The sequence below is a fragment of the Afipia sp. 1NLS2 genome (assembly GCF_000178995.1).
Lineage (GTDB): Bacteria > Pseudomonadota > Alphaproteobacteria > Rhizobiales > Xanthobacteraceae > Afipia.
Window position 1 is genome coordinate 443,874 of the sequence record NZ_ADVZ01000003.1, and the last position, 24,754, is coordinate 468,627.

Here is a 24,754-nt window from a genome sequence, read left to right on the forward strand (position 1 = left end):
TAGCATCACGTAGTCGAAACGCCTCCATCAAAAAAGGAGACTTGAGTGCGAGGGTTTGATCTCAATAATACAGCTATCGTCGTCGGGATGGTCGTTACTTATATCAGCTTTGCAACTTGGTTGACGATCAGATATCGCGCCAAAACGAATTCAGACTTTAACGTCGCGGCGAGGTCAGTTCCGGCTTTCATTATTGGCGTTCTTATGATGTCGGAATTTATAGGAGCTAAATCGACAATTGGTGCCGCGCAAACGGCGTTTGAGAAGGGTGCAGCAGCATCCTGGGCGGTATTGAGCGTTGCCGTCGGTTTTCCGCTCTTCGGGCTTCTTCTCGGCCGAAAGCTTTACAACTCAGGGGAGTATACGATCTCAGCGGCGATTGCGAAGAAGTATGGTCGCTCTACGCAGCTGACAGTCTCCGTCATTATGATCTACGCGCTGTTGCTCGTAAATGTTGGCTATTACGTTGGCGGCGCAGCTTCGGTTTCAACTTCGCTCCATATTTCTTTTGCGGCGGCAGCAGTTCTGACGGCCGTAATCAGCACGTTCTATTGTGCGGTTGGTGGTCTTAAGAGCACAGCTTACGTTTCGGTGCTTCACACCGCGGTCAAGTACATCGGCGTTATTATCGTTTTGGTGGTTGCGTTGATTATGACCAAAGGTTTCGGTCCTATGGTAGCGAAGTTGCCATCTTATTACTTCACGTGGGATGGCAAGATTGGTGCTTCAACGATAATCGCCTGGGCAATCGCGAATGTCGGTGCCATTTTCTCGACCCAGTATATCATTCAAGCAATCTCGGCGTTGAAGGGACCTAGTCAGGTGCGTAATGCCTGTTACGTCGCAGGGATTCTTTGCGTGCCCATCAGCTTCGCTCTCGGCATTATCGGTGTGTGCGCGAAGTATCTCTTCCCTGATATGAAGAGTCTCTATGCGCTTCCGATATTTCTTGACCATATGTCCCCTTGGCTTTCCGGCATTGTTACTGTTTCGCTGGTGGCGTCGGTGTTGGTGGGAGTGAGCAGCATTTCAATCGGGATTGCAGCTCTCATTGTTCGCGACTTCTACGTTCCGATGTTTAAGCCAACGGAAGAAAAGGAATTGCGCATGTCTCGTCTGCTTGCGGTTCCAATCGGATTTCTGCCTCTTCTCTTTGTCTTCTACGCTCCCGAGGTGCTGCATCTCTCGTTCTTCACGCGAGCGTTGCGGCTGGCGATCTCCATCGTAGCGATGATTGGCTTCTATCTCCCGTTTTTCGGAAGTAATCGGGGCGCGACGATGGGCCTCATTGGTGCAACCGTGACGACAACCGTCTGGTATTTACTTGGAGATCCCTTCGGAATTGACAACATTTATATCGCGTTGGTGACGCCGGCGGTTGTCATGATGACGGAGGCCGCGGTGGGCTACCTCTTCGGTAGTGGCTTGTCGTCCAATACAGCGCGCCAAATCCAAGGCGGTGATGCGGCTTGACTCACGAAAGAGGAACCCTTCGTGCCCTACTCTCATCAACGGAACGACATATGACGATCTTTACCTTGCAGAACCTCCATCCATCAGTGGCGGACACGGCGTACGTGGCGCCGAACGCTACGGTGATCGGGCAGGTGCGGTTGGCAGAGAATGCCAGTGTGTGGCCGAGCGCCGTCGTGCGTGCCGATAATGATCTGATCTCAATCGAAAGTGGCGCCAATATTCAGGACGGTGCAATTTTGCATGTTGATCCGGGTCATCCCATGTCGATTGGTCACAATGTCACGGTGGGGCATGCCGCAGTTGTGCATGGATGCACGATTGGAGATGGAAGCCTTGTAGGAATTCACGCAACCATCCTTAATGATGCGAAAATCGGAAAGGACAGCATCGTGGCGGCAGGGAGTGTTGTGCCGGAAGGTAAAACCTATCCGGACCGCTCGCTGATCCTCGGAGTTCCGGGAAGGGCTGTACGCCAGCTCACGGATGACGAGGTGAAGTGGATTGCCGATAACGCGCGCGATTATGCGGCGCGTGCTGCTCTCTACCGCGACCACTTGAAGTAAACCGCGAGAGTTCTACTTGATGATCGAAATTCCTGCGCCGGACAACACGATCCTAGAGCGTCGTCCGAAAATCATCTGTGATCTTGAGCGAATCCTCTCGCCGGAGTCCGTCATTTCCAGCAGCGATGAATTGCGTGCTTATGAGACAGACGCGTTGACCGCGTATCGCCGCGTCCCACTCGCCGTGGTACTGCCGACGACGACGGAGCAGGTGTCGGCGGTTCTTCGTTATTGCAATCAACATGACATCAAGATCGTCGCCCGTGGCGCTGGAACGTCGCTCGCCGGCGGTGCGATTCCGCAAGAGGACGCAATCGTTGTCGGCCTAGCGAAGATGAAGCGCGTGCTATCGATCAATTATCGAAACCGGACCGCTTGCGTTCAGGCGGGCATTACTAACCTCGCGGTCAGCCAGGAGGTCAGAGCCGAGGGATTTTTCTATGCGCCCGATCCGTCGAGCCAGCTTGCTTGTAGCATCGGCGGCAATATCGGCATGAATTCGGGTGGAGCTCATTGTCTCAAGTATGGCGTGACGACGAATAACCTTCTCGGCGTAAAGCTCGTTCTGATTGACGGCACAATCGTTGAAATAGGCGGAGAGCATCTCGACTCTCCGGGATATGATCTTCTCGGGTTGGTATGCGGGTCGGAAGGGCAACTGGGTATCGTGACCGAAGCCACCGTTCGCATCATCCGGGCTGCGGAAAATGCCCGGCCCGCTCTTCTCGGGTTTGATTCCGTCGAAGCCGCAGGAGCGGCGGTGGCCGCTATTATCGGTGCGGGGATTATTCCCGTTGCGTTGGAGTATATGGATCGTACGGCTATCGGGATTACCGAAGATTACGCGAAGGCCGGATATCCGCTCGATGTCGAGGCGATGCTGATTGTCGAGGTCGAAGGGACCAACGAGGAAATCGATGCTACGTTGGAACAGATTACCGACATTGTGTCGGCCTATACTCCTCGCAGCATCAAGGTTTCCCGTAGTGACGTGGAAAGCGCGGCGATCTGGAAGGGGCGGAAGGCTGCCTTTGGCGCAACGGGCCGTATCTCCGACTATATCTGCATGGACGGCACCATTCCGACCGGTCAGCTTTCATACGTCCTCCGGCGCACGCAGGAGATCATCGCGGAATACGGATTGCGGGTGGCGAATGTTTTCCACGCCGGAGATGGAAATCTCCACCCGCTTATTCTTTTCGACATCAATAAGTCTGGCGAGATGGAAAAGGCGGAGGCGGCAGGCGAGGATCTGCTCAAGCTTTGTGTCGAAGTCGGCGGCTGCCTGACCGGGGAACATGGCGTTGGAATCGAGAAGCGTGACCTTATGCTGGTACAGTTCTCGCAGGGCGATCTCGATCAGCAAATGTATGCGCGCGCGGCATTTGATCCGAAATGGCTGCTTAATCCGGCGAAAGTTTTTCCGCTCGATTGCCGGCCTGCGTGCGCGGGAACATCCTGATGTTTGATTCAATTCGGCATGAACCTCACGACGAGGTGGAAGCAGCAGAGGTGATCAGGGAAGCAGCGGGGTGCCAGTCTCCCCTGCGTATCGAGGGCGGTGGTACCAAATCGTCGGCGGGTCGCCCAGTTCTTGCAGACAGCGTGCTTTCGTCGGTGAACCTCAAGGGCGTTGTCATGTACGAGCCAAGTGAGCTTGTCATTCAGGCGCGCTCGGGAACGTCACTCGACGAAATTCGAGCGCTGTTGCAGGATAATGGGCAGGATTTGCCTTTCGAGCCGCCAAATTTTTATGGACTATATGGTGTTCGTGGCCGGCCGACGATCGGCGCGGTGGCCGCAATGAATCTGTCCGGGTCGCGACGCATATCCGTAGGCGCCGCACGCGATTGCCTACTTGGCGTTCGTTTCGTTAACGGGCGCGGGGACATCATTAAATCCGGCGGGCGTGTCATGAAGAATGTGACTGGACTTGACTTGGTCAAGTTGATGGCCGGTTCGTGGGGGACACTTGGCTTTCTGAGTGAAGTTACCTTCAAAGTCTTGCCCAGCGCCCGCGTGTCCAAAACGTTGTGCCTAGAAGGGTTGTCTGATGTGGATGGGATTGAAGTTCTTACCACAGCTATGAGGTCAAGCTACGATGTCAGTGGAGCGGCTCATATCCCCGAGCAAGATGTCGATATGCCTGCTCAGACGCTGATCAGGATTGAGGGTTCGCTTGCTTCAGTCGAAGTAAGAGTCGGTCGGTTGTATGCCGCCCTTAGGGAATATGGATCTGTTCTCTGCCTAGATAAAGAGCGTTCAGCATTCGTCTGGGCAGGCATTCGCGAGCTCGGTCCGCTTCGAGCAAGACAGGATGAAGCTGTGTGGCGTCTTTCCGTTCCACCGGATCGCGCCTCCGAGGTGATGGCCATTATTAAATCGAAACTCGAAGGCGTGCGCTGGTATTTTGATTGGTCGGGCGGCCTAGTTTGGGTTGCGGTACCGAGCTGGCTTGGCTCTGGATGTGAAACCATTCGAGCCGCCGTTGGACAAACAAGTGGGTATGCAACGCTCATGAGGGCGAGTGAGCACGTGCGCCGCGACATTCCCGTTTTTCAAGAGTTGTCGCCTGCGCTGATGGCCATTACGAGGCGACTCAAAAATGCCTTCGATCCGGCTGGTATCTTGAATCCGCACCGGATGTACGACTGGATTTAATCGATGAAAACAAACTTCCTTCCGGAGCAGCTTGAGGATCCGGCGATGAGGTCGTCGGAAAAAGTGTTGCGCACTTGCGTCCATTGTGGGTTTTGCACAGCCACATGCCCCACCTATCTGTTACTTGGTGACGAGCTTGATAGCCCTCGGGGTCGAATTTATCTCATTAAGTCCATGCTAGAAGAAGGAATTGCGCCAACGTCTGACGTTGTGAAGCATATTGATCGTTGCTTATCTTGTCTTTCATGCATGACAACATGTCCGTCCGGCGTGAACTATATGCACCTTGTCGATCACGCGAGGACCTATATTGAGAACACTTATAAGCGCCCGCTCCTGGATCGGTTGTTTCGCTGGACCTTGGCAAAAGTGCTTCCGTATCCATGGCGACTGCGGATGTTGCTGCCGTTTGGTCTTGCAGCGCGCCCATTGCGTGGCTTGATAAAGCGGATACCTCGTGGCGGCGGGCGGCTCGCCGCGATGATAGATTTGGTGCCGAGCGAGCTGGCAAGTATGCCTCCGAAGCCTGCAGTCGCCGTAGCTGCATATAAACGAGTATCTATTCTCAAAGGATGCGCGCAACCTGTTTTGCGCCCGTCTTATAATGCGGCGACAGAACGCTTGCTCTCGCGTCACGGCATTGAAGTATTTGATGTGTCCAAGCAAGGCTGTTGTGGAGCGCTTACCCATCATTTGGGGCGCGAGGTGGAAACTCTGAGCTTCGTACGGCAGAATGTCGATGCATGGTTTTCCGAAATCGAGAAAGGTTTGGACGCAATCATCATTACTGCATCCGGCTGCGGTACAACAGTTAAGGATTACGGCTTCATGCTACGCAATGACCCTGCCTATGCAGATAAGGCGGCAAAGGTGTCGGCGATCGCTAAGGATATCACGGAATTCCTCCACGAGTTGGGACCGTTGAATTTCGTCGGGAGGCCGAAGCTGACGGTGGCGTATCATTCCGCATGTTCAATGCAACATGGCCAGCAGATTCGTGACGAGCCAAAGTTCTTGCTCAAGGCTGCTGGTTTCGATGTGCGAGATATCCCAGAGTCTTACATTTGCTGTGGCTCTGCTGGCACGTACAATATATTGCAGCCGCAGATTGCATCGAAGCTGCGTGATCGAAAAATTGCAAATATCCAGAAGGTGAATCCTCAGGTGATTGCCACCGGGAATGTAGGCTGTGCTGTTCAACTGAAGTCAGGCATCGGCATTCCGGTCGTTCACACGGTGGAGTTGCTTGATTGGGCTACGGGTGGACCAATGCCAGGTGAGCTTGAGTTTCTGGGTATTGAGCATGACAGGAAATCGAACGCTCTGAGCGATCGCCATCAGCGCGGTCCACAAGGGTCAATCTAACTACAAAGCAGGATTAAGAATGTCAGATAAGTACAGAGTGCTCATTCTCGGTGCGTCGTACGGCTCTCTTTTTGCAACCAAACTTGCGATGGGTGGCCACCGGGTGACGTTGGTGTGTCTGCCTGAGGAAGCAGACCTTATCAATAGTGAGGGCACTATTGTTCGCTTCCCCATTCGTGGACATGCAGGCTTGGCTGAGATTAAGTCCAAGGAGGTAATTGGAACAATCCGCGCCGAGAGTCCGGCAGATGCAAATCTCAATGAGTGTGATCTAGTGGTTCTCGCAATGCAGGAACCACAATATGCTGCCAAGAGCCTTGAAGATCTGATGGCTCAAATTGCGCGCCGACGTATACCGACCATGTCGATCATGAACATGCCGCCGCAGACATTTCTTCGACGCATACCGAGGCTTAATGTTGATGCATTGGCCGAATGTTTCTCCGCGTCAAAAGTATGGAATATCTTCGATTCTGATCTGATGACGCTTTGTAGTCCAGACCCACAGGCATTTCGACCGCCCGAGGAAGGGTTGAATGTACTGCAGGTAACGCTTCCCACTAATTTTAAGGCTGCAGCCTTCGTGCGGCCGCAAGACACAGCGATGCTACGAGCGATCCAGGCCGATATTGAGGCCGCGCGCATTTCAGTAAAGGATGGGGATCTCGAAGTTCCCGTAAAGTTGAAAGTGCACGACTCGCTATTCGTTCCGACCGCAAAATGGGCAATGCTGCTGACGGGAAATTATCGATGCGTTCAGGCTAGCGAGATCCGCTCGATTCGAGATGCTGTGCACTCTGATCCTGAAGAGTCGCGGGCGATCTACAGTTGGGTGCAGCAGGTCTGCATAAAGCTTGGTGCTGCGCCGAGTGATCTTGTTCCGTTCGAAAAATATGCAGCAGCGGCGCAGGGATTGTCAAAGCCGTCGTCGGCAGCACGCGCATTGTTCGCAGGGGCTCCAAATATTGAGCGCGTTGATCTCCTTGTTCAGAAGATTGCGGCCCAGTTCGGCATGCGCAATGGCGTGCTCGATGAGACAGTGAAAAACGTTAACGACCGGCTTGAATTAAACCGAGTAGCACAGTCTGCCCAACGCAAAAAGATTGCCTGATACGGGCTGACTATGACGAAGGGGATCAACGCAGTTCGGGTTCCAGATTTAACGTACATTCAATCAGGATTGACCTGTGCTCAGCTGCCAAGCGCCGAAGGGCTGGCGACTTCCACATGCAGCAGCCCCTAGTTTTCTCAAGGGATCATTCCATGCGCGCGTTCTGCAGGCTTTGAGCCGTTCACCGGCATTGTCGGCGGAAGTGTTGCGTGGTGTCAGGCCGACGAAAAGTGATTGCCTGAATCAATTGTACAGGCAGCCGCATCCGGCGGCTGCCTTCTTTGCGATCGGGCTTAGTTCGGCACGGTGTTTTTCTCTCGTGCTTTGAGAATAACCTCGACGATCCGCTTGAGTTGCCGGACGGAGCCGCCGCGCCAATGATACGCAGTGGCGTGGTACTCGTCGCCGTTGAGTGGGGTGATCCAGCGCGGATCGAGCTGACGCTCAATGGCGATGCCGGCGAGCACTGCGGGCAATAATTGATCGAGATCGTTTGCTTGCGGCGTGGGAAAGTTGATTATGCGCAGCCGATCTCGCAGCGGCGAGGGCAGGGCATCGGTGCTGTTGGCGGTCATGACGTAATTGACGTGCGACAGGTCGAGAGTTGTCTGCAGCGCGGGATCCGGATAACGCGCGGCGGTCTCCGGCTCGAAGAAGCCGAGCAGGCAATCCCAGAGCCGGCCATGGTCGCTTCGGGTTGCGGCCTTCTCGAGCTCATCAATCAGGACGAGCGGATTGGCGTGGGCCGCGCGATGAACCGCCATGAACGGATGACAGGGCTCGGTCGAGTGCCAGCGCCGGTCGGTGCCGGCAAAGATTGAGCCGTCGGATTGGGCGCCATCGACGCGCCAGACAATAAGGCCGAGCTCTTCGGCCAGACGCCTGGCAAAGCGCGACTTGCCGGCGCCAGGTTGGCCAACCAGCAAGGTGGGTTTCAATCTGACGATCCGCTGGCCGATGAGATCGGACAGGATGGCGTCGATCGCCTCCTGCGCGTAAGGGAACTCGAACAGTAGCGTTGCGCGCACCTTGGGAAGCGGTGGCGCCAAGGTGAGCGGCAAAGGAGAGTTGATCGCGGACTTGTAGGTCCTGGTCAGGCTTGAAGAACTGGCCCCCTGTTCGGGCAACGAGCAGACCATGACATGGTCCTCCGGCACGTCATCGGGAGCAGAATCCTTACTGGTGGCCGTCTTATCCGATGTTTGGTCGTCGTCGCGATGGCGGTACTCGTTGCGAACTTCCTCCTGGGCGGCCTGGATGCGGCAGGTCACCATGAAGTGGCCCAAACCGAGGGCGGCATCCACCGCGAGGTCGTAGTGCTGCAGTTCGGGTGTGACCTGCAGCACGAGAGGTGCTGCCGCCCAGCCGTAGAGGAAGGATTCCACCTCGGCCAGCATCGGCTTGCTCAACACATGCCAGCGTTTCTTGCGGGCGGCGAACAGGGCGGCCGTGACACGCCAGTAGGCCTTCGCATCATAGGCGATATGGGGTGCTGGCAAGGACAATAGCCGCACGCAGTCGGAAAGACTGCGCAGGATCGCCCGGTCCTCTGCCGTGGCAAGACGATCCAGCTCCTCGGCCAGAAGTGCGCCGGTGGCATAGTCCTTGGCGATCAGCCAGGGCTCCAGCGCCACTTTTGGTGCAACCTGATTGATCTCGGCGGCAAGCCGCTCTTCGACAAGGCTTGAATGCTCGTCGCTGAGCAGGCCGTAACGGAACAGCCGATGCAGGCTGAGCCGCTCGTCTTTGAGGTCGCCACTGTCGGCGGCTGTCCCCAACAGGAGCCGCTCGTCGTCGACCGTGATGCTGATCTCCTCGCCCGCATCCCCGTTGTCGTCGGGGCCAAGGTTGCTGTTGTTGTCGTCATCGTCGTTGTCATCGAACGGCTTGCTCATGACCCCACCTCCACGAGCAAGGAGGGGTTGAAGGCCGGGTTCTCGTCGCCATAGCCATTGGGGTTGCAGACGATGCGCGTCTTATGGATGGCATAGTCGAAGGAGTGATGGACGTGGCCATGCACCCACAGGTCAGGCCCATGAGGACCTTCCAGCAGCGTCGACAGGTCGGACACGAAGGCCGCCGATAGCAGATCATCCTTGTAGACCGGATGCAGCGATCCGGGATGCGGCGCATGATGGGTGACGACGATGCTGGCGCCGTCAAACGGCGTTCTCAGCACAGTCTCCAGGTACTGGCGTGACTCCAGGTGCAGCCGCCAGGCGTCAGTCGGGCGGAAGCGGTGGAATGGCTGCTTGGACCAAGCGATCAGGCGATGGTCGTTCATGACCTCCCGGGCGTGCGCCATGATGAGCGGTGCGGCGTGCTCCCCGAAGAGTCTGTAGTCGGTCCACAGCGAAGCGCCGATGAAGCGAACGCCGTGCAAGACCACTGTCTCGTTCTCGAGCAAGTGGATGTTGAACTCAGGGGCGAGCCTCTCTGCCAGGGCAACTTCCTCCGGCAAGCAGCGGCGATAGAACTCGTGGTTGCCCAGCACCATGATGATCGGGATCTCGGAAGGCACGATCCCGCGCAACGTAGCGAAGGCCTTGTCGGCGCCCTCGCAGGTATCACCGGCCACGATCACCGCATCGATGTCCGGCTGAAGCTGGATCGCTTTAGCTGGATAGATATCGGCATGAAGGTCGCTAAAGATCTGAAGCTTCATGCTGCACCTCCCTGCGAACGCTCGGACTTGGGCGTCTTTGGCGTCGGGATCCTGGCCAGCCAGCGCTCGGTGAGAGGCCACAGGTCCTGATGGGACCTGCTATCGAGGGCATGGGCGAGCATCAGCACCGCGGCGGGATTGCCGTTCAGGGCACACAGCAGAACTGCGCTCATCACGACATCGAGGCGCAAGCCGGATTCGCCGCTGTGGATGAGCGGCAAGGCAATGCCGATCGCTTCCGCGGCATCACCGGCCACAGCCTGTTGCCATCCCGGCTCGCCAAGGACGGCGATCTGTGACAGCGACCGTCGCAGGGCGTAGCGGTGCGTCGCGTCGAGACGGTTGGGCGGCGTTGTCCGCCACCAATCCCATGGGAAGGTCTTGTCGAGAGCATGTGTCATGGTCTCACCCTCCTCACGCGGCCACGATGATGGGACTGGCATGGCTGAGCCGTTGCCAGAGCCGTGCCGTGGCCTGTGCGCCGCACACCACCTGGGCGGCGGTGTTGAGCGAGTGGAAGGCAACCGCCACAGTGAGACGAAGCCGGTCCTCGACCCCGGTGATCGGAGCGAGAGCCGCGGCGTCCCGCAGGGCCTCATGACGGGTTTTGACGATCGGCCGCGCACTGGGGTTGATGCTGCTGCGAACCTCCGACCCTGCGGCCACAACAAAGCTGTCGCCGAGCGGATAACCTCGCGCCCAGATACCGCAGTAGTTCAGCTCGTACTCCTGTGAGCCGATCGGCGCGGTCGAGACGCCAATTTGCATCAGGCTGTTCTCGTCGTCCTCGTCATCTAGCGTGTCGGATGACGCCAACGCGGACATCGAAGAAGCCGCCGGTCTGGTATTGTTGGAGTGGAACGCGCGGCAGCCGGCATCGAACAGCAGCCGCTCCCCATCCGTGACGATCCGCTCCAGCGTCGTGCGATGCCAGGACGTTGGTTCGGTCTGTGGCGGGTTCTTGTCTTTCCGCACGGTGACGAAGCCGGCCGATTCCGCCAAACGCGTCAGGCGCTCCTGCAGGAACATCGGGCCGGACTTGTCGTACCAGCGGTGGGCGAGGCCGCTGACCACGAAAACTTCATTGGCGAACGACTTGTCCGGATCGGCCAGATGCTCGCCGAGGCGGCGCGCCATGTTGCCGGTCTCGCCGACATAGATCTCGCGGTCGTTGGAGAGGATATAACAGGCCGGCAGCCAGGACAGACGGTTGCGCAGTTCCTCGTCGACCGGCGCAAACGGGAAGGCGCAGACCGAGAGCCTCGAGGCTTCGTCGATGATATCCCGAAAGCCGATGATCCCGGACTTCGGGCGATGGATGATGGTGGTGGTGCCCGCGTCAAAGGCAGGCTGACAAACGGAAGACATGTGATGGGAATCCCTTGCTGAAAGGGATCGGGTCCTGAGGGCAGGGCGCGCGCATCCGTTGCCGCGATCACGCTGATGAGCGCGGATCATGAGACCGCGAACCCTGAGCGTGCCTCACGCACGCCGCTCAAGGCGACCGATCGCTAGATGGCGGATGAGAAGCCGATAACGGGCAGGCCCAGCGGCATAGAGCCGGCAGGGCGGAACATGGTCCGACCATGCCGCCCCAAATGGGCAGCGATCATTGGCAACAAGGGATGGGAAGGGCGCCGCGAATCGCGGATAAACTGGCACTCAGCCATGACTGACTCCTTACAAGTCGGTTGTGGTTAGGCCGTCGTTTGGTGTTGCAAGCACCGGACGGCGGCCGCCAAAGCTCTCGCGCTCTGGCCCCATCAACGTGGAGGCCGCCAAATCAAAAAGCTAGACTCGTAAACGATACATCCGGCGCGATGGTTAATAGAGCGCTCTTTGCGAAATGCACCCTTCCGGCAGATGGATTTTTGAACTGTTTAGCGAGCCGGAGTAGGTAGGGTGAGGTGTCGGCCTAAGTTATCAAAACGAGCCGAAGATCGTGCTGAGGACGATCACTGCAATCAGGGCAAGGAGCGAGGTTGCGATGCCTACCATGACGATATCGAAATAGCTCTCGCGATGGGTCACGCCACAAATGGCAAGAAGGCTCACGACGGCACCATTGTGCGGTAGGATGTCCAGCGTTCCCGATCCGATGACGGCGATACGGTGCAGGAGAGCGGGGTTGATGCCTTCCCGCACAGCGATCCCCATATAGATATTTCCGAGCGCGTCGAGTGCGATCGTCAGACCGCCGGAGGCCGAGCCTGTTAGCGCCGCCAGCAGGTTGGTGGCGATCGCAAGCGATACGAGCGGGCCACCTTCCATGTCGAGAACCCAGTCTCTTACTGTGGCGAAGGCTGGTAGGGCGGCGACCACCGCACCGAAGCCGACGAGGCTGGCAACGCTCAGCGCTGGGAGTACAGAGGCATTGGCGCCTGCGTCGATGGTCTTCCGTAGGGATGGCAGCCGTCTCCAATTGCAGGCAATGGCCGTTACGATCGCCGCCGCGAGCGCGGTGATCACAGACCAGACGCCGGCGACGGCGGCAAGCGATGTACCGCCCCATCGTGCTTCCGCTAAGAAGGTGGTGTCGATCCTTGGCAGGATAACGAGCGACATCAGAAGATTGACCACGACGACTACGACGAGCGGCGTGGCGGCACTCAGAACAGGTGCTGCCATCTGGCTGCGCTGACCATGGGCGATTTCCGCTGGGTCGAATTCTCCGGTGGCGGTGGCGCGTTCGCGTACCAGTTCGTTCGCCATCGCTTCGCCGGGGGAAGGAGCGTCGGTGCCGTAACCTTCGCCGGAAAGGCGAGCTATTCTTTCTGCCCTCCCGAGCCACCAGAGCCCTGTGCCCAGCATGACGAGCGAGGCGACGAGGCCGAGGCCGGGCGCTGCGAAAGGTGTCGTGCCGAAGAACGGCATCGGGATTGCATTTTGGATCGAGGGCGTGCCCGGCAATGCCGACATGGTGAAGGTTGACGTACCAAGAATAACGGCTGCGGGCAGAAGTCGGCGAGGAATGGAGGCCTTGACGAACAAGGATTGTGCCATCGGTACGATCACGAAGAAGGCGACAAACAGGCTGACGCCACCATAGGTGACGAAAGCACCTGCAAGGACGACCGCGAGGATGACTCGCTTCTCGCCCAGGTGCCGCGTGATGAAGTCGGCAACGGACGATACCGCACCGCTGTCGTCCATCAGCTTCCCGAATACCGCCCCCAGCAGAAAGATCGGAAAGAATTGTGCGATGAACGTTGCGGCGCTGCCCATGAACGTCTGCGTCCAGTGGGCAAGCAGCGGTTCACCGCCGAACAATGCTGCGACAAGCGCAGCGATTGGCGCAAGTAGCAGGACGCTCCACCCCCGGAAGGCGAGCCAGATGAGGAGGCCAAGCCCGGCAAGGATGCCGAGAAGATCCATGTGCCTAGCACTCCGTCAACAGGATATCGAGATCGGTGGTGGAGCGGTTGCCCAGATCGGCGCCGTAGGTCTCGATGAATTCATTGGCGGCCCGGCGACCCTCCTTGTGTAGTTTGGAGATGAACGCACGCTCGGCATTGAGTTTGGAAGAGGCGCCCAATCCGGTCAGCATGTCGCTCTTGATCCGATGCATGCGCATCTTCGCCCATCGCTCGCCTTCACCGTGCCCCGGATCGGCGACCTGACGCAGCAGCGCGATCATGCGCAGTTCCTTCGATAGTGTCGCGTTGAAGGAGATTTCGTTGAGGCGGTTGAGAATCTCAGCCGAGCTGCGCGGCTCCTCCGACCGTTCGGTCGGGTTGATCTGAACGATGATTGTATCGTGCGAGTCGGTTTCGCGAACGAGCGGTGTGATCGTTGGATTGCCAGCGTAGCCGCCATCCCAGTAGAACTCTCCGTCGATCGTGACCGCACGGAACATCGTCGGCAAACAGGCCGAGGCCAACAGCACATCCACCGTGATCTCTGCGTTGCGAAAGATGCGACCGCGGCCGGTGCGGACATGTGTTGTGGTGACGAACAGCTTAATCGGCGACTGGACAAGGCGCTCGAAGTCGATGCTTTCGGCGAGAATATCACGCAGCGGGTTGAACCCCGTCGGGTTGAGATCGTAAGGCGACCAGAGGCGCGACATCAGATCCGTGGCGATATAGGCTGGTGACGTATCGAGCGACCAGCGCCCGAGAAGCCGGTCGAGCGGAGAACGCTGCAGCGGGCTTAAGACGGCGGCGTCGGATACACGTCGCCAGTATTGCTCAAGCGCTGCGCGCGCCCCGTCAGCCCCACCCCTCATCCAGCCGTCTACCAGGACTGCTGCATTCATGGCGCCGGCGGAGGTGCCGGAGATTCCTGCGATCTGCAGCCAAGGTTCGTCCAGAAACCGGTCGAGGACCCCCCACGTGAATGCACCGTGAGAGCCGCCTCCCTGAAGAGCGAGATCAATCAGCACTGGTTCTCGGTTCATCGGCACAGTCTGAGCAGCAAGATGTCGGAGTACCTTGGCAGGAAACACGACGATTACCAAGAGCCTCGCTCGAGCGGCGATCGAGGGAAACCGGAACGGGTGTGCCCGCAATGGACGCGGGCCAAAGGAAGGGTATGGATAATACCAGGTTTCTCCAACGGGGAGCGCGGTGCTTCAGAGATTGCCGATGTCGTGAATAGCCGCTTTTAGCGCATAACGGCGTTTATCCTCGAAACGCTTTTGTAATTTGATCCCGGAGAGGCTTGACGAAATACGACAGCGCTGTTCGCGGAGTTGTTTCGATAAAGGATTCAACAGGCATGCCCGGCACGAGCTTGTTTTTCCCGAGCCGTCTTATCTCGTCCGAAGGAATTTGAATGCGAACTCGATAGTAACTTGCATCGGATTTCTGGTCCTGGGTCGCATCGGCCGAAACGATCGTCACGGTGCCGTTGATTTCAGGTGTCGTTCGTATGTCGAATGCTGGAAAACGCAAAACGACCCGTTGTCCCACAGAGACATTATTGATGTCGCGGGGGGCAACCTTCGTTTCAGCCATCAGCGCGTCGTGGTCCGGAACGACCAGCAGGATCTGTTCGCCGGGTGAAACGACTCCTCCGATAGTGTGAACCGATAATTCATGGATGATGCCATCCTGCGGCGCACGGATATCAATTCGTTTGAGTTCATCTTCTGCCGCAATTCTGCGCTCGTCCAGTTCGGCGATTTTGCCTTGGATTTCCCTCAATTCTCTGGCGACGTCACTTCTCAAATCCTGGTCGATTTGAATAATCTTCAATTCAATTTCGGAAATTTTTCCTCTCGATTCCGCGATCGAGGCGGTAAGTCGATTGTTTTCACCGTCTAGACGCGCAGCTTCCCGCTGAAGTGCCGTGAGACGAGACAGAGGAACGAGATTCTTCTTCCATAGCTCGCCGACGCCCTCGATTTCTTTCTGAATGAGTTCGTTTTGCCGCTTCCCAGCCTCGACTTGCCCGATATAGCCCCGAATTTGTTCCCGCAACTGAATGATCTGTTCCTGAAGCTGCTTCTTCTGTCCCTGTCGTGCATCGCTGCGGAAAATGAACAATCGTGTTTCGCCAGCCATCAAATGCGCGGCTTCCGAACTTTGCGCGTGGGACAGAAGTCTTTTCGGAAAACTTATTTCATGCGATCCATCGCGCTCGGCGGTGAGGCGCGCCTCTCGTGCTGTTAATTCATCAAGACTTTTGACGATAACCGCGAGATTTGCGCGAGGTACCGTATCGTCAAGACGAATCAAGACTTGTCCGGCTTTGACCTCATCGCCGTCGCGGACGTGTAATTCCCCGACGATGCCCGCGGTCAAATGCTGTACCTTTTTGACATTGCTATCGACTGTAATCGTCCCGGTTGCGATCACCGCACCTGCAATGTTTGTAATAGCCGCCCAGCCCCCAAATCCACAAGTCAGCGTTATCAGGACAATGGCACCGGCTATGACGTGGCGCCGGGTGGATCGTATTATCTGTGATGAAGGGGGCAGGGCCACAGCGGTCATGTCGCCGCTCCGCAGGTGTTCTTCGCGGGAATTCGCTCAGATTCTGTTGGAGGAAGCAGCACCCGCCGTAGTATATCTTCCTTCGCACCAACGGCTTGAATTCGGCTTTTAGCCATCGCGGCGAGACGATCGACCGCGATTAGCGCCGAGGGTCGGTGGGCGATGATGATGACGATGCCGCCGCGTTCCCTTACGTTTAGGATAGCGGACGTCAAAGCACACTCTCCTTCTGCATCCAGATTGGAATTCGGCTCGTCAAGCACGATAAGAAATGGATCGCGATAGAGGGCTCGCGCCAGCGCAACTCTCTGGCGCTGACCGGCGGAGAGGACCGTGCCGTCTTCCCCGATTCTGGTTTCGTACCCATCTGGCAGAGCGAGAATCATCTCGTGAATTCCTGCAGCCCGTGCTGCCGAGATCACGGCATTCGGATCAGGGCAAGCTTCGAACCTCGCGATATTTTCGGTAACCGAGCCATCGAACAGCTCAATATTTTGAGGCAAGAAACCGATATGTCGCCCCAAGGCTTCTGCCGACCAACGCTCAAGCGGTGCTCCATCGAGTCGAACCGTTCCGCTTGTGGGTTGCCAGATACCAACGAGTGCTCGGGCCAGTGAGGATTTTCCTGATGCGCTCGGGCCAATCAGTCCCAATGCCTCGCCTGCGGCAAGTTCGAATGTAGCTTCACGGACAACGTGCGTACTTTGTCCCGGTGGTGCGACATGTACGCCTTGGACCGAGATGCTCCGGTAAGGCGCAGGCAAAGGGAGCGGATCTTTGACCACAGTCGGTTTTTCCAAGAGGATTGCAAGACGGTGCCAACCTTGGCGGATGGCGAGAAACGCTTTCCAGTGTCCGATCGCGAGTTCAACCGGCGCCAGCGCGCGCGAGGTGAGGATGGAGCTTGCAATGATGACGCCGGTGGTTGCAGACTGCTGAATCACCAGATAGGCGCCCACCGCGAGAACCGCCGACTGCAGAAGAATACGGAAAACCCGCGAAAATGCGCCGAGTGTTACCGAAATGTCGGATACTTGCTGCTGGCCGTCCATATAGTTCGTGTTGATTTCCTGCCATCTTCTGCAGAGCGCAGACGTCATACTCATTGCAGCGATAACTTCGGCATTGCGCCGACCTGCTTCAGCCATCGTTAATCGCACTATTCCATGGCCGACAGCGTTCCTGCTCGAGCGGCGCACGAGAAATTCGGTCGTTAGCGCGAGGCCAATCAACACGAGAGCACCCGCTGTCGCCGTCATGCCGATCCAGAAATGAAATGCGAAGCACAGCGCGAGATAGAGCGGGATCCATGGAAGATCAAAAAATGCGATCGGACCGGCGCTAGACAGAAAGCTGCGCAATTGGTCGAGATCGCGCAGCGGCTGCAAACCGTCAGCGTTGCTCGGCTTATGAAGAGGAAGTTGGAGTACAGCGCGGCACACGCGTTGGCTTAGATCTTGGTCAAGCGAGCGCCCAACCCGTACCATGATACGGGAGCGGATCATATCCAACGATCCCTGCGCTAAATAAAGAAAGACGACAATGACGAAAAGGCCGATCAGGGTTGGCACACTGTGGCTCGGTAGGACGCGATCGTACACTTGGAGCATGAAGAGTGAGCCGGTGAGCATCAGGATATTGATTGCGCCGCTATAGATGGCGACCGCGGCTAACTCGCCGCTGCGCGCTCTCAGGCTTGCCCCGATCGTACGAGGGGATGATGCCGTGTCGGCAGGGTCGGCTCTCATTTTTGTCATCGCTCGACTCTCTCGATTGGCGTCGCTTCGTGTAAGCAACGACATACGAAAGCCATTGGTCCGCTCAGATGAGATCAAAAATGCGGCGTATCCCGCATCATTTGTGTTGTAGTTTCTAATTTGGAACGGAGAGCGGTCGAAGGAGTTGTGGCGCTAAGCGACCGGTGGAGAATGCGATGGCTGACGTCTTTCCGATTCAAGGATTTGGATTCTTGTCGAACTATAACGGGGCGTTCGTTAGCAGCTCAGCCCAAGCGGCGATGCAGGAAATAGCCGGTACCAACGCCAACTCCATAGAACTTGCGCCGCGGATTTTTCTTCAAACAAAGAATTCAAATGACGTCATCGACGATCCGAATAAGACTGAAAGTGATGCCAATATCGCAGCAGCCATCTCCAACGCACACGCACTGGGTCTGTCGGTTTTACTCAAGCCGATGCTTTCGGGGTTGGATGGAACGACTGCGGGGTCAAAAATCGTGCCGTCTGATCCGGCTGCATTCTTCGCATCCTACAAGGCGCAGATGTTGGATTTTGCACAAGTCGCCCAGCAGGCGGGTGCGGGATCGCTGTCAATTGGCAATGAACTCAGCAGCCTGAGCGGACCACAATACCAAAGCGATTGGACTGATCTCATTGATTCTATCCGGCAAGTTTATCACGGCCAGCTTACTTATTCGGCTGCAACGGACGAGGCGAGTCATGTCAGTTTCTGGGACCAGCTGGATGAGATCGGAATTAATGCTTATCCGCCGCTGACATCGCAACTCGACCCATCTGTCAATGAGATGATTGCAGCCTGGAATAATGTGCCCAAAGATAATTATTGGGCGGCTGCGTTGGATTACAAATCCCCGGTCGATTTTTTTCATTCACTTGCGACAGAATACGGCAAGCAGGTTCTTTTTACTGAGACGGGTTATCGGAGTCTCGATGGAACTAATATTAGCCCGGGTGGATGGAGCGGCAGCACGACGCCTGACGTGAAGGAGCAGGCGGATGCCTTTAATGCTCTTTTTCAGGTGTGGAGCTCCGAAGGCGGCAGCTGGTTTAAGGGCGTTCAAATCTGGAATTGGGATACCAATAATCTTTATTCGCCGACTGGTTACTCCCCGATGGGAAAACCTGCACAGTCGTTAATCACTGACTGGTTTGGAGGACATATCCAGCCGCCTCCACTTGCCGAAAATGGCTCACCGGTGGCTGATGTGATTGATGCGGGAAGTGGCAACGACATGGTTGCCGGCGGCCTTGGGAACGACGTAATTCACGGCGGAGCCGGAAATGATACGATCACTGGCGGCCCAAGCACGATTTCGCCTTTGTCGGAGACCATGATCACGGTGACCGGCTACGGAACGGTCGTCAATGGTATCGGAGCGCAAATGCAATTGCTGATCAACGGTCAGCAAGTCGGAGGCACGGTCGAGTTCCACAATGCAGCAGACTCCACTGAATACCAGAGCCACACCTTCACATTTCATAATCCGAGTGCTGTGACGAGTCTCGACGTCGGATTCATCAACGACGGATATGATGATGTGACTGGTGCAGATCGCAATCTTTTCATCAAAGATGTCACCGTGAACGGCCATGAACTGTCGATACCGGATGCGATTAACCCAAGCTCGCCCGGTACCGGTAGTCTATACGGAAATCGGGCCATCCACTTCGACATGGACGATCATCAGAATCTATTTTCCGGTGATCAAACCGATAACGATACGATTGATGGAGGACCGGGTAACGATGTGATTACCGGAGGCGCGGGTGCAGACGTCATCCACGGCGGAACCGGAGATGATCAGATCATCGGTGGTCCGGGCACGGCGACAGCTTACAGCCAGCTTTATGGCGATGACGGCAACGATATCATCAAGACCGTATCCATAGATAATGGGGCTCTGCTCGATGGGGGGCGCGGAAAAGACCAGCTTTACGGCGGATGGACAGCAAATGTGATGAATGGCGGACCCGACGCGGACTATCTGTCTGGCGGCGGTGGAAATGACATCATGCACGGGAACGACGGCGACGATACCCTGAAGGGTGGTCCCGCAGCTGATAGGATGTATGGAGATGATGGGAGCGATACTCTCCAAGGGGGCACCGGCAATGAATTTCTTTATGGCGGTAACGACAATGACAAGCTGACGGGCGGAGCCGGAAACGATTATCTGAGCGGTGGTTCGGGCAATGATACGTTTATCTTCGGACCGGGTTTCGGCAAGGATGTGATTTCAGACTTTCATAATACGAATGGCGAACGGGATATTATCCAGTTTGATCACACCGTTTTTTCAGATTTCAACTCGCTGCAGTCACATATGATTCAAGAGGGAACTGACGTGATCATTACAGCCGATGCAAACAATACGATCGATCTTCAAAATACACGCCTCGATCATCTATCGGTGGATGATTTTCGGTTTGTCTGAGGATTTATCTGAGTGAGTTAGCTCGGATTGTTGCCTGAATTATTGACTGCCAGATTGAAAACTCGCGTATCTTCCAATACGGGCATAATTTTTTCTGCGAAAAAACTGATCAATAAGCGAGAAATGTCGCGGCTCCAGCGCGGTTGATCACTCGGCCCGTATCCCACCTTTCTTTCAGCGCGCCACTCTAAACGAGGGCATATTGCGGTCGCTGTGCCGCCCCATTCACTGGCCAATCTGAGGTAAGTACTTCACCCCTGAAAGCGGCAGGTTCCATGCCGCAACTTGCGCGCAGTTGAGGATGCGCTCAAGCAAGATGTGAAATCGGGGAATGATCATTTGTTCCTCATCGAGAATGGAGCCCGCTTTTGCAGGACTTGGTAGCCTCTGCTCAGCAACGCGCGTTCTGGTTGACAAATGAAATCGATCCAGGAACGCCCGTATTCAATCTGTTAAGGGTGTTGCGGCTCGAAGGAACGCTCCACAAGCATAGCCTCGCACGTGCTTTTGATGAACTTATCGCACGCCACGACGTCCTGCGGACGGGATTGGTCGAGCGAAATGGGGTGATTCTGCAGCATGTGCATGGTGAAATCTCATTCGCTGTCGAAGAACGCGACATCAGTTCGCTACCGGAATCTGAGCGTCGAGTTCAAGTGGACCTTCTCGCGACACGAATGTGTCAAACAACCTTTGATCTTGCTGTTCCGCCGCACTTAAGGGTTGCCCTTGTTCGGATGTCAGATGAAGAGCACGTACTCCTGGTCGTGTTTCACCATGTCATCATCGATGGCTCGTCCATGGGATCTTTCTTTGACGAGCTTGCCGATCTCTACGAGGCTAGCCGGAGCGGCAAGTCGGCGCTCCTACCGGAGCTTGCGTTTCAATATGTTGATTTCGCTGAGCGGCAAGAACGGCTGTATGCGAGGCCTGCATATGAACAGGACGTCGCGTTCTGGCGGAAAGCGCTTGCTGGTGCCCCCCCTGTTCTTGCGCTGCCGACCGTTCGTCCGCGTTCAGCCCAGCGGGGCCACTGCGGCAAACGTTTTGTATTCGACATCAATGAACGTCTCACCAGGACGCTGCGGGCAGTGTGCTCCCGCCATGGTGCCACTCTTTTCATGGGGCTTCTATCGGCGTTTCAAATCCTTTTGCAACGTTGGGCCGATACGGACGATGTCGTGGTCGGCACGCCAGTGTCGGGAAGTCGTGACGAGGATTTCTCGCATCTCATCGGTTGCTTTGTGAACACCCTGGCGCTGCGCGGGGATCTATCAGGTGATCCCTCATTTGCTGCGATGTTGGCTCGCAACCGCTCCGTTTTGCTTGACGCGTTTGAACACCAGCACGTTCCGTTCGAGCGGATCGTGGCTGATATGGTTGGTCCGCGAACCCGCGACCACTCCCCGATCTTTCAGGTCATGTTCGTACTTCAGAACTTCCGGCATCAGGTGCCGAAGCTGGCCGGCCTGCATGTTCAGGACATGGACACCGATCCGGGCGTCTCCAAACTGGATCTGACGCTTGAGATCATCGAAGGGGAGGGGCTGGCTTGTTCATTCGAGTATGACAGCGAACTTTTCGATCCGTCGATGATGGCGCGAATGGCTGATCAGTTTGAGCGTATTCTGAAAGCAGGTGTCGAAGAACCTGAGCGACCGATCAGTAGCGTTAAATTTCTTGATAAAGGCGAGTGGCAACGTGCGGTGTTTGAGTGGAATTCCACGTCACGTGAATATCCGAGACACACACCCGCAGAGCTCTTTCTTATGATGGCGGCCAAAAGGCCGGACGACGTTGCGCTCATTTCTGATGATCAGCGGATCAGCTTTGGCGAGCTTGCTCGGTGTGCAGGGCAGGTCGCAACAGCTTTGCGTGGTCATCCGGCAGAGCTGGTCGGCATTTTTCTACCCCGCTCGATCGATGCCTTTGCGGCGATCCTGGGCTGCTTGATCGCTGGCATACCGTGGGTTCCTCTCGATACGGCGCAACCGGATAAACGGCTTGCGCAACTCGTCGAGTTGGCGGGTTGTCGGGCCGTGCTTACCCTTCGTGTTCTGTCCGGCCGCTTACCTGCCGGGCTCTCAGTGATTGTGATGGACCGGGACGCGCTGCTTTGGAGCAACCCGGCCGAGACGATCGATACAGCAGCGAGTGCCGATCTCGCTTATGTCCTCTTCACGTCTGGCTCCACCGGAGTGCCAAAGGGCGTCATGGGCGCGACGAAGGCCTTGATGAATCGTATCGACTGGATGCATGAGACTTATCCGTTTGCACGCGACGAGGTGACCTGCTGCAAGACATCGATAGGATTCGTTGATTCTGTCTGGGAAATGCTGGGTTCGTTGCTGGCAGGTGTACCAACGGTAATCATTCCGGATGAAGACCTTCTTGATCCTGAAAGATTTATCGCTTTGCTTAAACAGCACAGCGTCACCCGAATTGTACTGGTGCCGACGTTGTTGCGCGTGCTGCTCGATCACGCCCCCGATCTGGGCCGGCGCCTGCCGGCGCTCCGGATGTGGTCGGTGAGTGGCGAAGTTCTCACCTCCGATCTTGTGGGACGTTTCAAGCTTGCTTGCCCTGACCGAAAGCTGATCAATCTCTATGGATCGTCGGAGGTTGCGGCCGACGTTCTTGTTCACGAAATTCAGGATGCGGACATCGAAGGGCCCGTGCCGATCGGCAAACCGATTGCCAATACGCAGGTCTACGTTCTCGATCGCTTGGGCCAGCCTGCGCCGGTAGGTATGCCCGGCGTGATCCATGCAGGCGGCGCTTGCCTGGCACTTGGCTATTGGGGCAAGCCTGATCTGACTGCTGAGCGCTTCATGGCCAACCCGATCACGGGCGATCCTTCGTCGATACTGTTCAATACTGGCGATCGCGGGGTTTGCCGGGCGGATGGCACAATCCTTTATCTCGGCCGCAACGACAATCAGGTGAAGTTGCGGGGTGTCAGGCTGGAGCTCGATGAGGTTCTGGGCGCGCTCCGCAGCCACACCACAGTGAAGGACGCCGCGGCGATGATCGTGGGCGATGCGGACCAGCAACGGCTGGTCGCATTCGCCGTCGGCCACCAGAAACAGAGGGCTCCTGTGCCGGGCGAGCTACGTGCATTCCTTCAGGAACGTTTGCCGTCGGCAGCGGTGCCGGCCAAGCTGTTCGTGGTTGACGCGCTTCCGCTTTTGCCGAGCGGCAAGATCGACCAGATGGCTCTCAAATCGCTGGCTGATGCGCCCGCGCGTCATGAGGTTGAACCGAGCGCGATGCCGGTGAATGCCGATGTGGCAGAGATTTGGCGGGCCGTATTGCGTGACGAAGCAATTAGCTCCACCGACGATTTCTTTGACCTCGGAGGCAATTCATTGCTTGCTATGCAAGTCATCGTGCGTGTACGGCGCCGATTTAGCATTGACATTCCTATCCGGGCGCTGTTCGACAACCCGACGCTGGCAGGTTTCTCGAATGCCGTAAAAGACGCTCCTCCGGTTGACGATGAGGAGTTGACGGAAATCAGGCCTCGAGCGCGCTCAAGAACGGGATTGAATGATTTACGTAACCGCCTTGCCAAGCTTCCGCCGGAAGAACTGGATGCGCTGATACGAAGTGTCAAGCTGGGCGTGAACTGAGGCGATTTAGATTTTGTCCCGTTCAAGCCTTGCGCTGTGCGTCATGTAGAAATCGCCTTGCACGATAAGGCCGGGATCTACACGGAATGGCGCCGCGCGTATGCGCTTGGCCAGAACGTTTCCGGAGACGGTCGTGACTGTGAGATCGATTGTGTATAGCCCGCGCTGAATAGCGAGGATAGGACAGTCGAAAACGACATACCCCTGTCCTGCGGCGAGTGTCGTAGAGGGCGATACCAACTCGGTACAGATATAACCACTAGGCCAGATGAAGCTGACGGTGAAGACGACGTCGTCAATGGATATATCGGACTCATAGCCGACGCGAACAGTCAGCGGGGCCCCAGTTCTGGGCTGGGCGCCATCATGGCAAATGAAGCTGACACCACGCAGGGTGATGCCGCCATTCTCGAAATTCAAATTTGAATCTGGAATGCGCTTGGTCGCACTGATTTGATATTTTTCGATCATGTCGCGCGGGCTGCCTTCGCCAGCCATCTCACCTGAGGTGAGCAGAAGAACTCTGTCGCAGAGCCTCTCAACCGCTGCGAGATCGTGCGAAACAAGAAGTATCGTTTGCCCCGAACGCCGGATTTCCTCGATCCGATCGATACAGCGGGCCTGGAAAGCCAGATCGCCAACAGCCAGCACTTCGTCGAGCAGAAGGATGTCTGCGTCAAGCTGCGAGGCAATCGCGAATCCCAACCTGACGAACATGCCCGATGAATAGGTTTTGATCGGGGCATCGATAAAGTTGGCGAGGCCTGAGAATTCCAATATGCGCTCGAAGCGCTCGTGCACCTCGGCGACCGACACTCCGAAGATCGCCGCGTTCAAGAAAATATTCTCACGGCCGCTGAGTTCAGGGTGAAAGCCCGCTCCGACCTCCACGAGTGACATGAGCCGACCAGAGATGGTAATATCGCCACTGTCAGGAGAAGTGATGCGGGCTAGCAACTTGATCAACGTCGTCTTGCCGGAGCCATTCGGCCCGACAATGCCCAGCGCTTCGCCACGCTGAACGTTGAAGCTGATCTCTTTCAGGGCCTGAATGCGTTTTGTCGAACCGAGTATGCTGCGCCTGCCGTCGCGTTGAGCGCGATAGGACTTCGACACATTACGGACGGCGATATCGACGGGAGCCATG

17 protein-coding genes are annotated in these 24,754 nt (G+C 56.5%); 8 read left to right on the forward strand and 9 right to left on the reverse strand.

The genetic code is table 11. The annotated features are described in order from the left end of the window. Positions 1-45: 45 nt before the first annotated feature. The 6 genes from AFIDRAFT_RS13580 to AFIDRAFT_RS13605 are packed head-to-tail and all read left to right on the forward strand — an operon-like array spanning position 46 to position 7,176. The gene (locus tag AFIDRAFT_RS13580) at positions 46-1,473 is read left to right on the forward strand and encodes a sodium:solute symporter family protein (protein ID WP_009340056.1); all 1,428 of its coding nucleotides are present in this window, start codon (positions 46-48) and stop codon (positions 1,471-1,473) included. Between the two features lie 50 nt (positions 1,474-1,523). After that, positions 1,524-2,039, forward strand: a complete 516-nt coding sequence (locus AFIDRAFT_RS13585; RefSeq protein ID WP_002716809.1) for a gamma carbonic anhydrase family protein — start codon at positions 1,524-1,526, stop codon at positions 2,037-2,039. A gap of 16 nt (positions 2,040-2,055) precedes the next feature. Then, positions 2,056-3,501, forward strand: a complete 1,446-nt coding sequence (locus tag AFIDRAFT_RS13590; RefSeq protein WP_040298413.1) for an FAD-linked oxidase C-terminal domain-containing protein — start codon at positions 2,056-2,058, stop codon at positions 3,499-3,501. Continuing rightward, positions 3,501-4,700, forward strand: coding sequence for a glycolate oxidase subunit GlcE (gene glcE / locus AFIDRAFT_RS13595; RefSeq protein ID WP_002716807.1), 1,200 nt, complete (start codon positions 3,501-3,503; stop codon positions 4,698-4,700). Before AFIDRAFT_RS13590 ends, glcE begins: the two co-directional genes overlap by 1 nt. A 3-nt stretch (positions 4,701-4,703) precedes the next feature. After that, a complete protein-coding gene (gene glcF, locus AFIDRAFT_RS13600) occupies positions 4,704-6,065 on the forward strand; it encodes a glycolate oxidase subunit GlcF (protein WP_083801652.1) in 1,362 nt (453 codons plus the stop codon). 19 nt (positions 6,066-6,084) lie between these two features. Then, positions 6,085-7,176, forward strand: coding sequence for a ketopantoate reductase family protein (locus tag AFIDRAFT_RS13605; protein WP_002716805.1), 1,092 nt, complete (start codon positions 6,085-6,087; stop codon positions 7,174-7,176). A 293-nt stretch (positions 7,177-7,469) separates the two neighbouring features. On the opposite strand, the gene AFIDRAFT_RS20060 is transcribed toward AFIDRAFT_RS13605, so the two are convergent. The 8 genes from AFIDRAFT_RS20060 to AFIDRAFT_RS13645 all read right to left on the reverse strand — a co-directional run bounded on the left by AFIDRAFT_RS20060 (position 7,470) and on the right by AFIDRAFT_RS13645 (position 17,537). Continuing rightward, positions 7,470-9,071: an AAA family ATPase gene (locus AFIDRAFT_RS20060; protein WP_009340058.1), complete on the reverse strand. Its 1,602-nt coding sequence runs from the start codon at positions 9,069-9,071 to the stop codon at positions 7,470-7,472. Continuing rightward, the gene (locus tag AFIDRAFT_RS13615; RefSeq protein WP_009340059.1) at positions 9,068-9,841 is read right to left on the reverse strand and encodes a metallophosphoesterase; all 774 of its coding nucleotides are present in this window, start codon (positions 9,839-9,841) and stop codon (positions 9,068-9,070) included. The genes AFIDRAFT_RS20060 and AFIDRAFT_RS13615 overlap by 4 nt, the downstream gene beginning before the upstream one ends. Continuing rightward, on the reverse strand, positions 9,838-10,242 hold the full coding sequence (locus tag AFIDRAFT_RS13620) for a hypothetical protein (protein WP_009340060.1): 405 nt from the start codon (positions 10,240-10,242) through the stop codon (positions 9,838-9,840). The genes AFIDRAFT_RS13615 and AFIDRAFT_RS13620 overlap by 4 nt, the downstream gene beginning before the upstream one ends. A 13-nt stretch (positions 10,243-10,255) precedes the next feature. After that, positions 10,256-11,209 carry a DUF4357 domain-containing protein gene (locus AFIDRAFT_RS13625; protein ID WP_009340061.1) on the reverse strand — a complete coding sequence of 318 codons (954 nt, stop codon included), beginning with the start codon at positions 11,207-11,209 and terminating at the stop codon, positions 10,256-10,258. 555 nt (positions 11,210-11,764) lie between these two features. Beyond that, a complete protein-coding gene (locus AFIDRAFT_RS13630) occupies positions 11,765-13,216 on the reverse strand; it encodes a GntP family permease (RefSeq protein WP_002716799.1) in 1,452 nt (483 codons plus the stop codon). Between the two features lie 4 nt (positions 13,217-13,220). Next, positions 13,221-14,240 carry a patatin-like phospholipase family protein gene (locus tag AFIDRAFT_RS13635; protein WP_002716798.1) on the reverse strand — a complete coding sequence of 340 codons (1,020 nt, stop codon included), beginning with the start codon at positions 14,238-14,240 and terminating at the stop codon, positions 13,221-13,223. 223 nt (positions 14,241-14,463) lie between these two features. Next, on the reverse strand, positions 14,464-15,780 hold the full coding sequence (locus AFIDRAFT_RS13640) for an HlyD family type I secretion periplasmic adaptor subunit (RefSeq protein ID WP_009340063.1): 1,317 nt from the start codon (positions 15,778-15,780) through the stop codon (positions 14,464-14,466). Then, positions 15,777-17,537, reverse strand: a complete 1,761-nt coding sequence (locus AFIDRAFT_RS13645; protein ID WP_009340064.1) for a type I secretion system permease/ATPase — start codon at positions 17,535-17,537, stop codon at positions 15,777-15,779. The genes AFIDRAFT_RS13640 and AFIDRAFT_RS13645 overlap by 4 nt, the downstream gene beginning before the upstream one ends. Before the next feature lie 176 nt (positions 17,538-17,713). On the opposite strand from AFIDRAFT_RS13645, the gene AFIDRAFT_RS13650 reads away from it, so the two are divergent. Next, complete coding sequence (locus AFIDRAFT_RS13650; protein ID WP_009340065.1) at positions 17,714-19,975, forward strand: glycoside hydrolase family 113; 2,262 nt, start codon at positions 17,714-17,716, stop codon at positions 19,973-19,975. A 368-nt stretch (positions 19,976-20,343) separates the two neighbouring features. Then, positions 20,344-23,607: a non-ribosomal peptide synthetase gene (locus AFIDRAFT_RS13655; protein ID WP_245258179.1), complete on the forward strand. Its 3,264-nt coding sequence runs from the start codon at positions 20,344-20,346 to the stop codon at positions 23,605-23,607. A 6-nt stretch (positions 23,608-23,613) separates the two neighbouring features. On the opposite strand, the gene AFIDRAFT_RS13660 is transcribed toward AFIDRAFT_RS13655, so the two are convergent. Then, positions 23,614-24,753: an ABC transporter ATP-binding protein gene (locus AFIDRAFT_RS13660; RefSeq protein WP_002716791.1), complete on the reverse strand. Its 1,140-nt coding sequence runs from the start codon at positions 24,751-24,753 to the stop codon at positions 23,614-23,616. Between the last annotated feature and the right edge of the window lies 1 nt (position 24,754).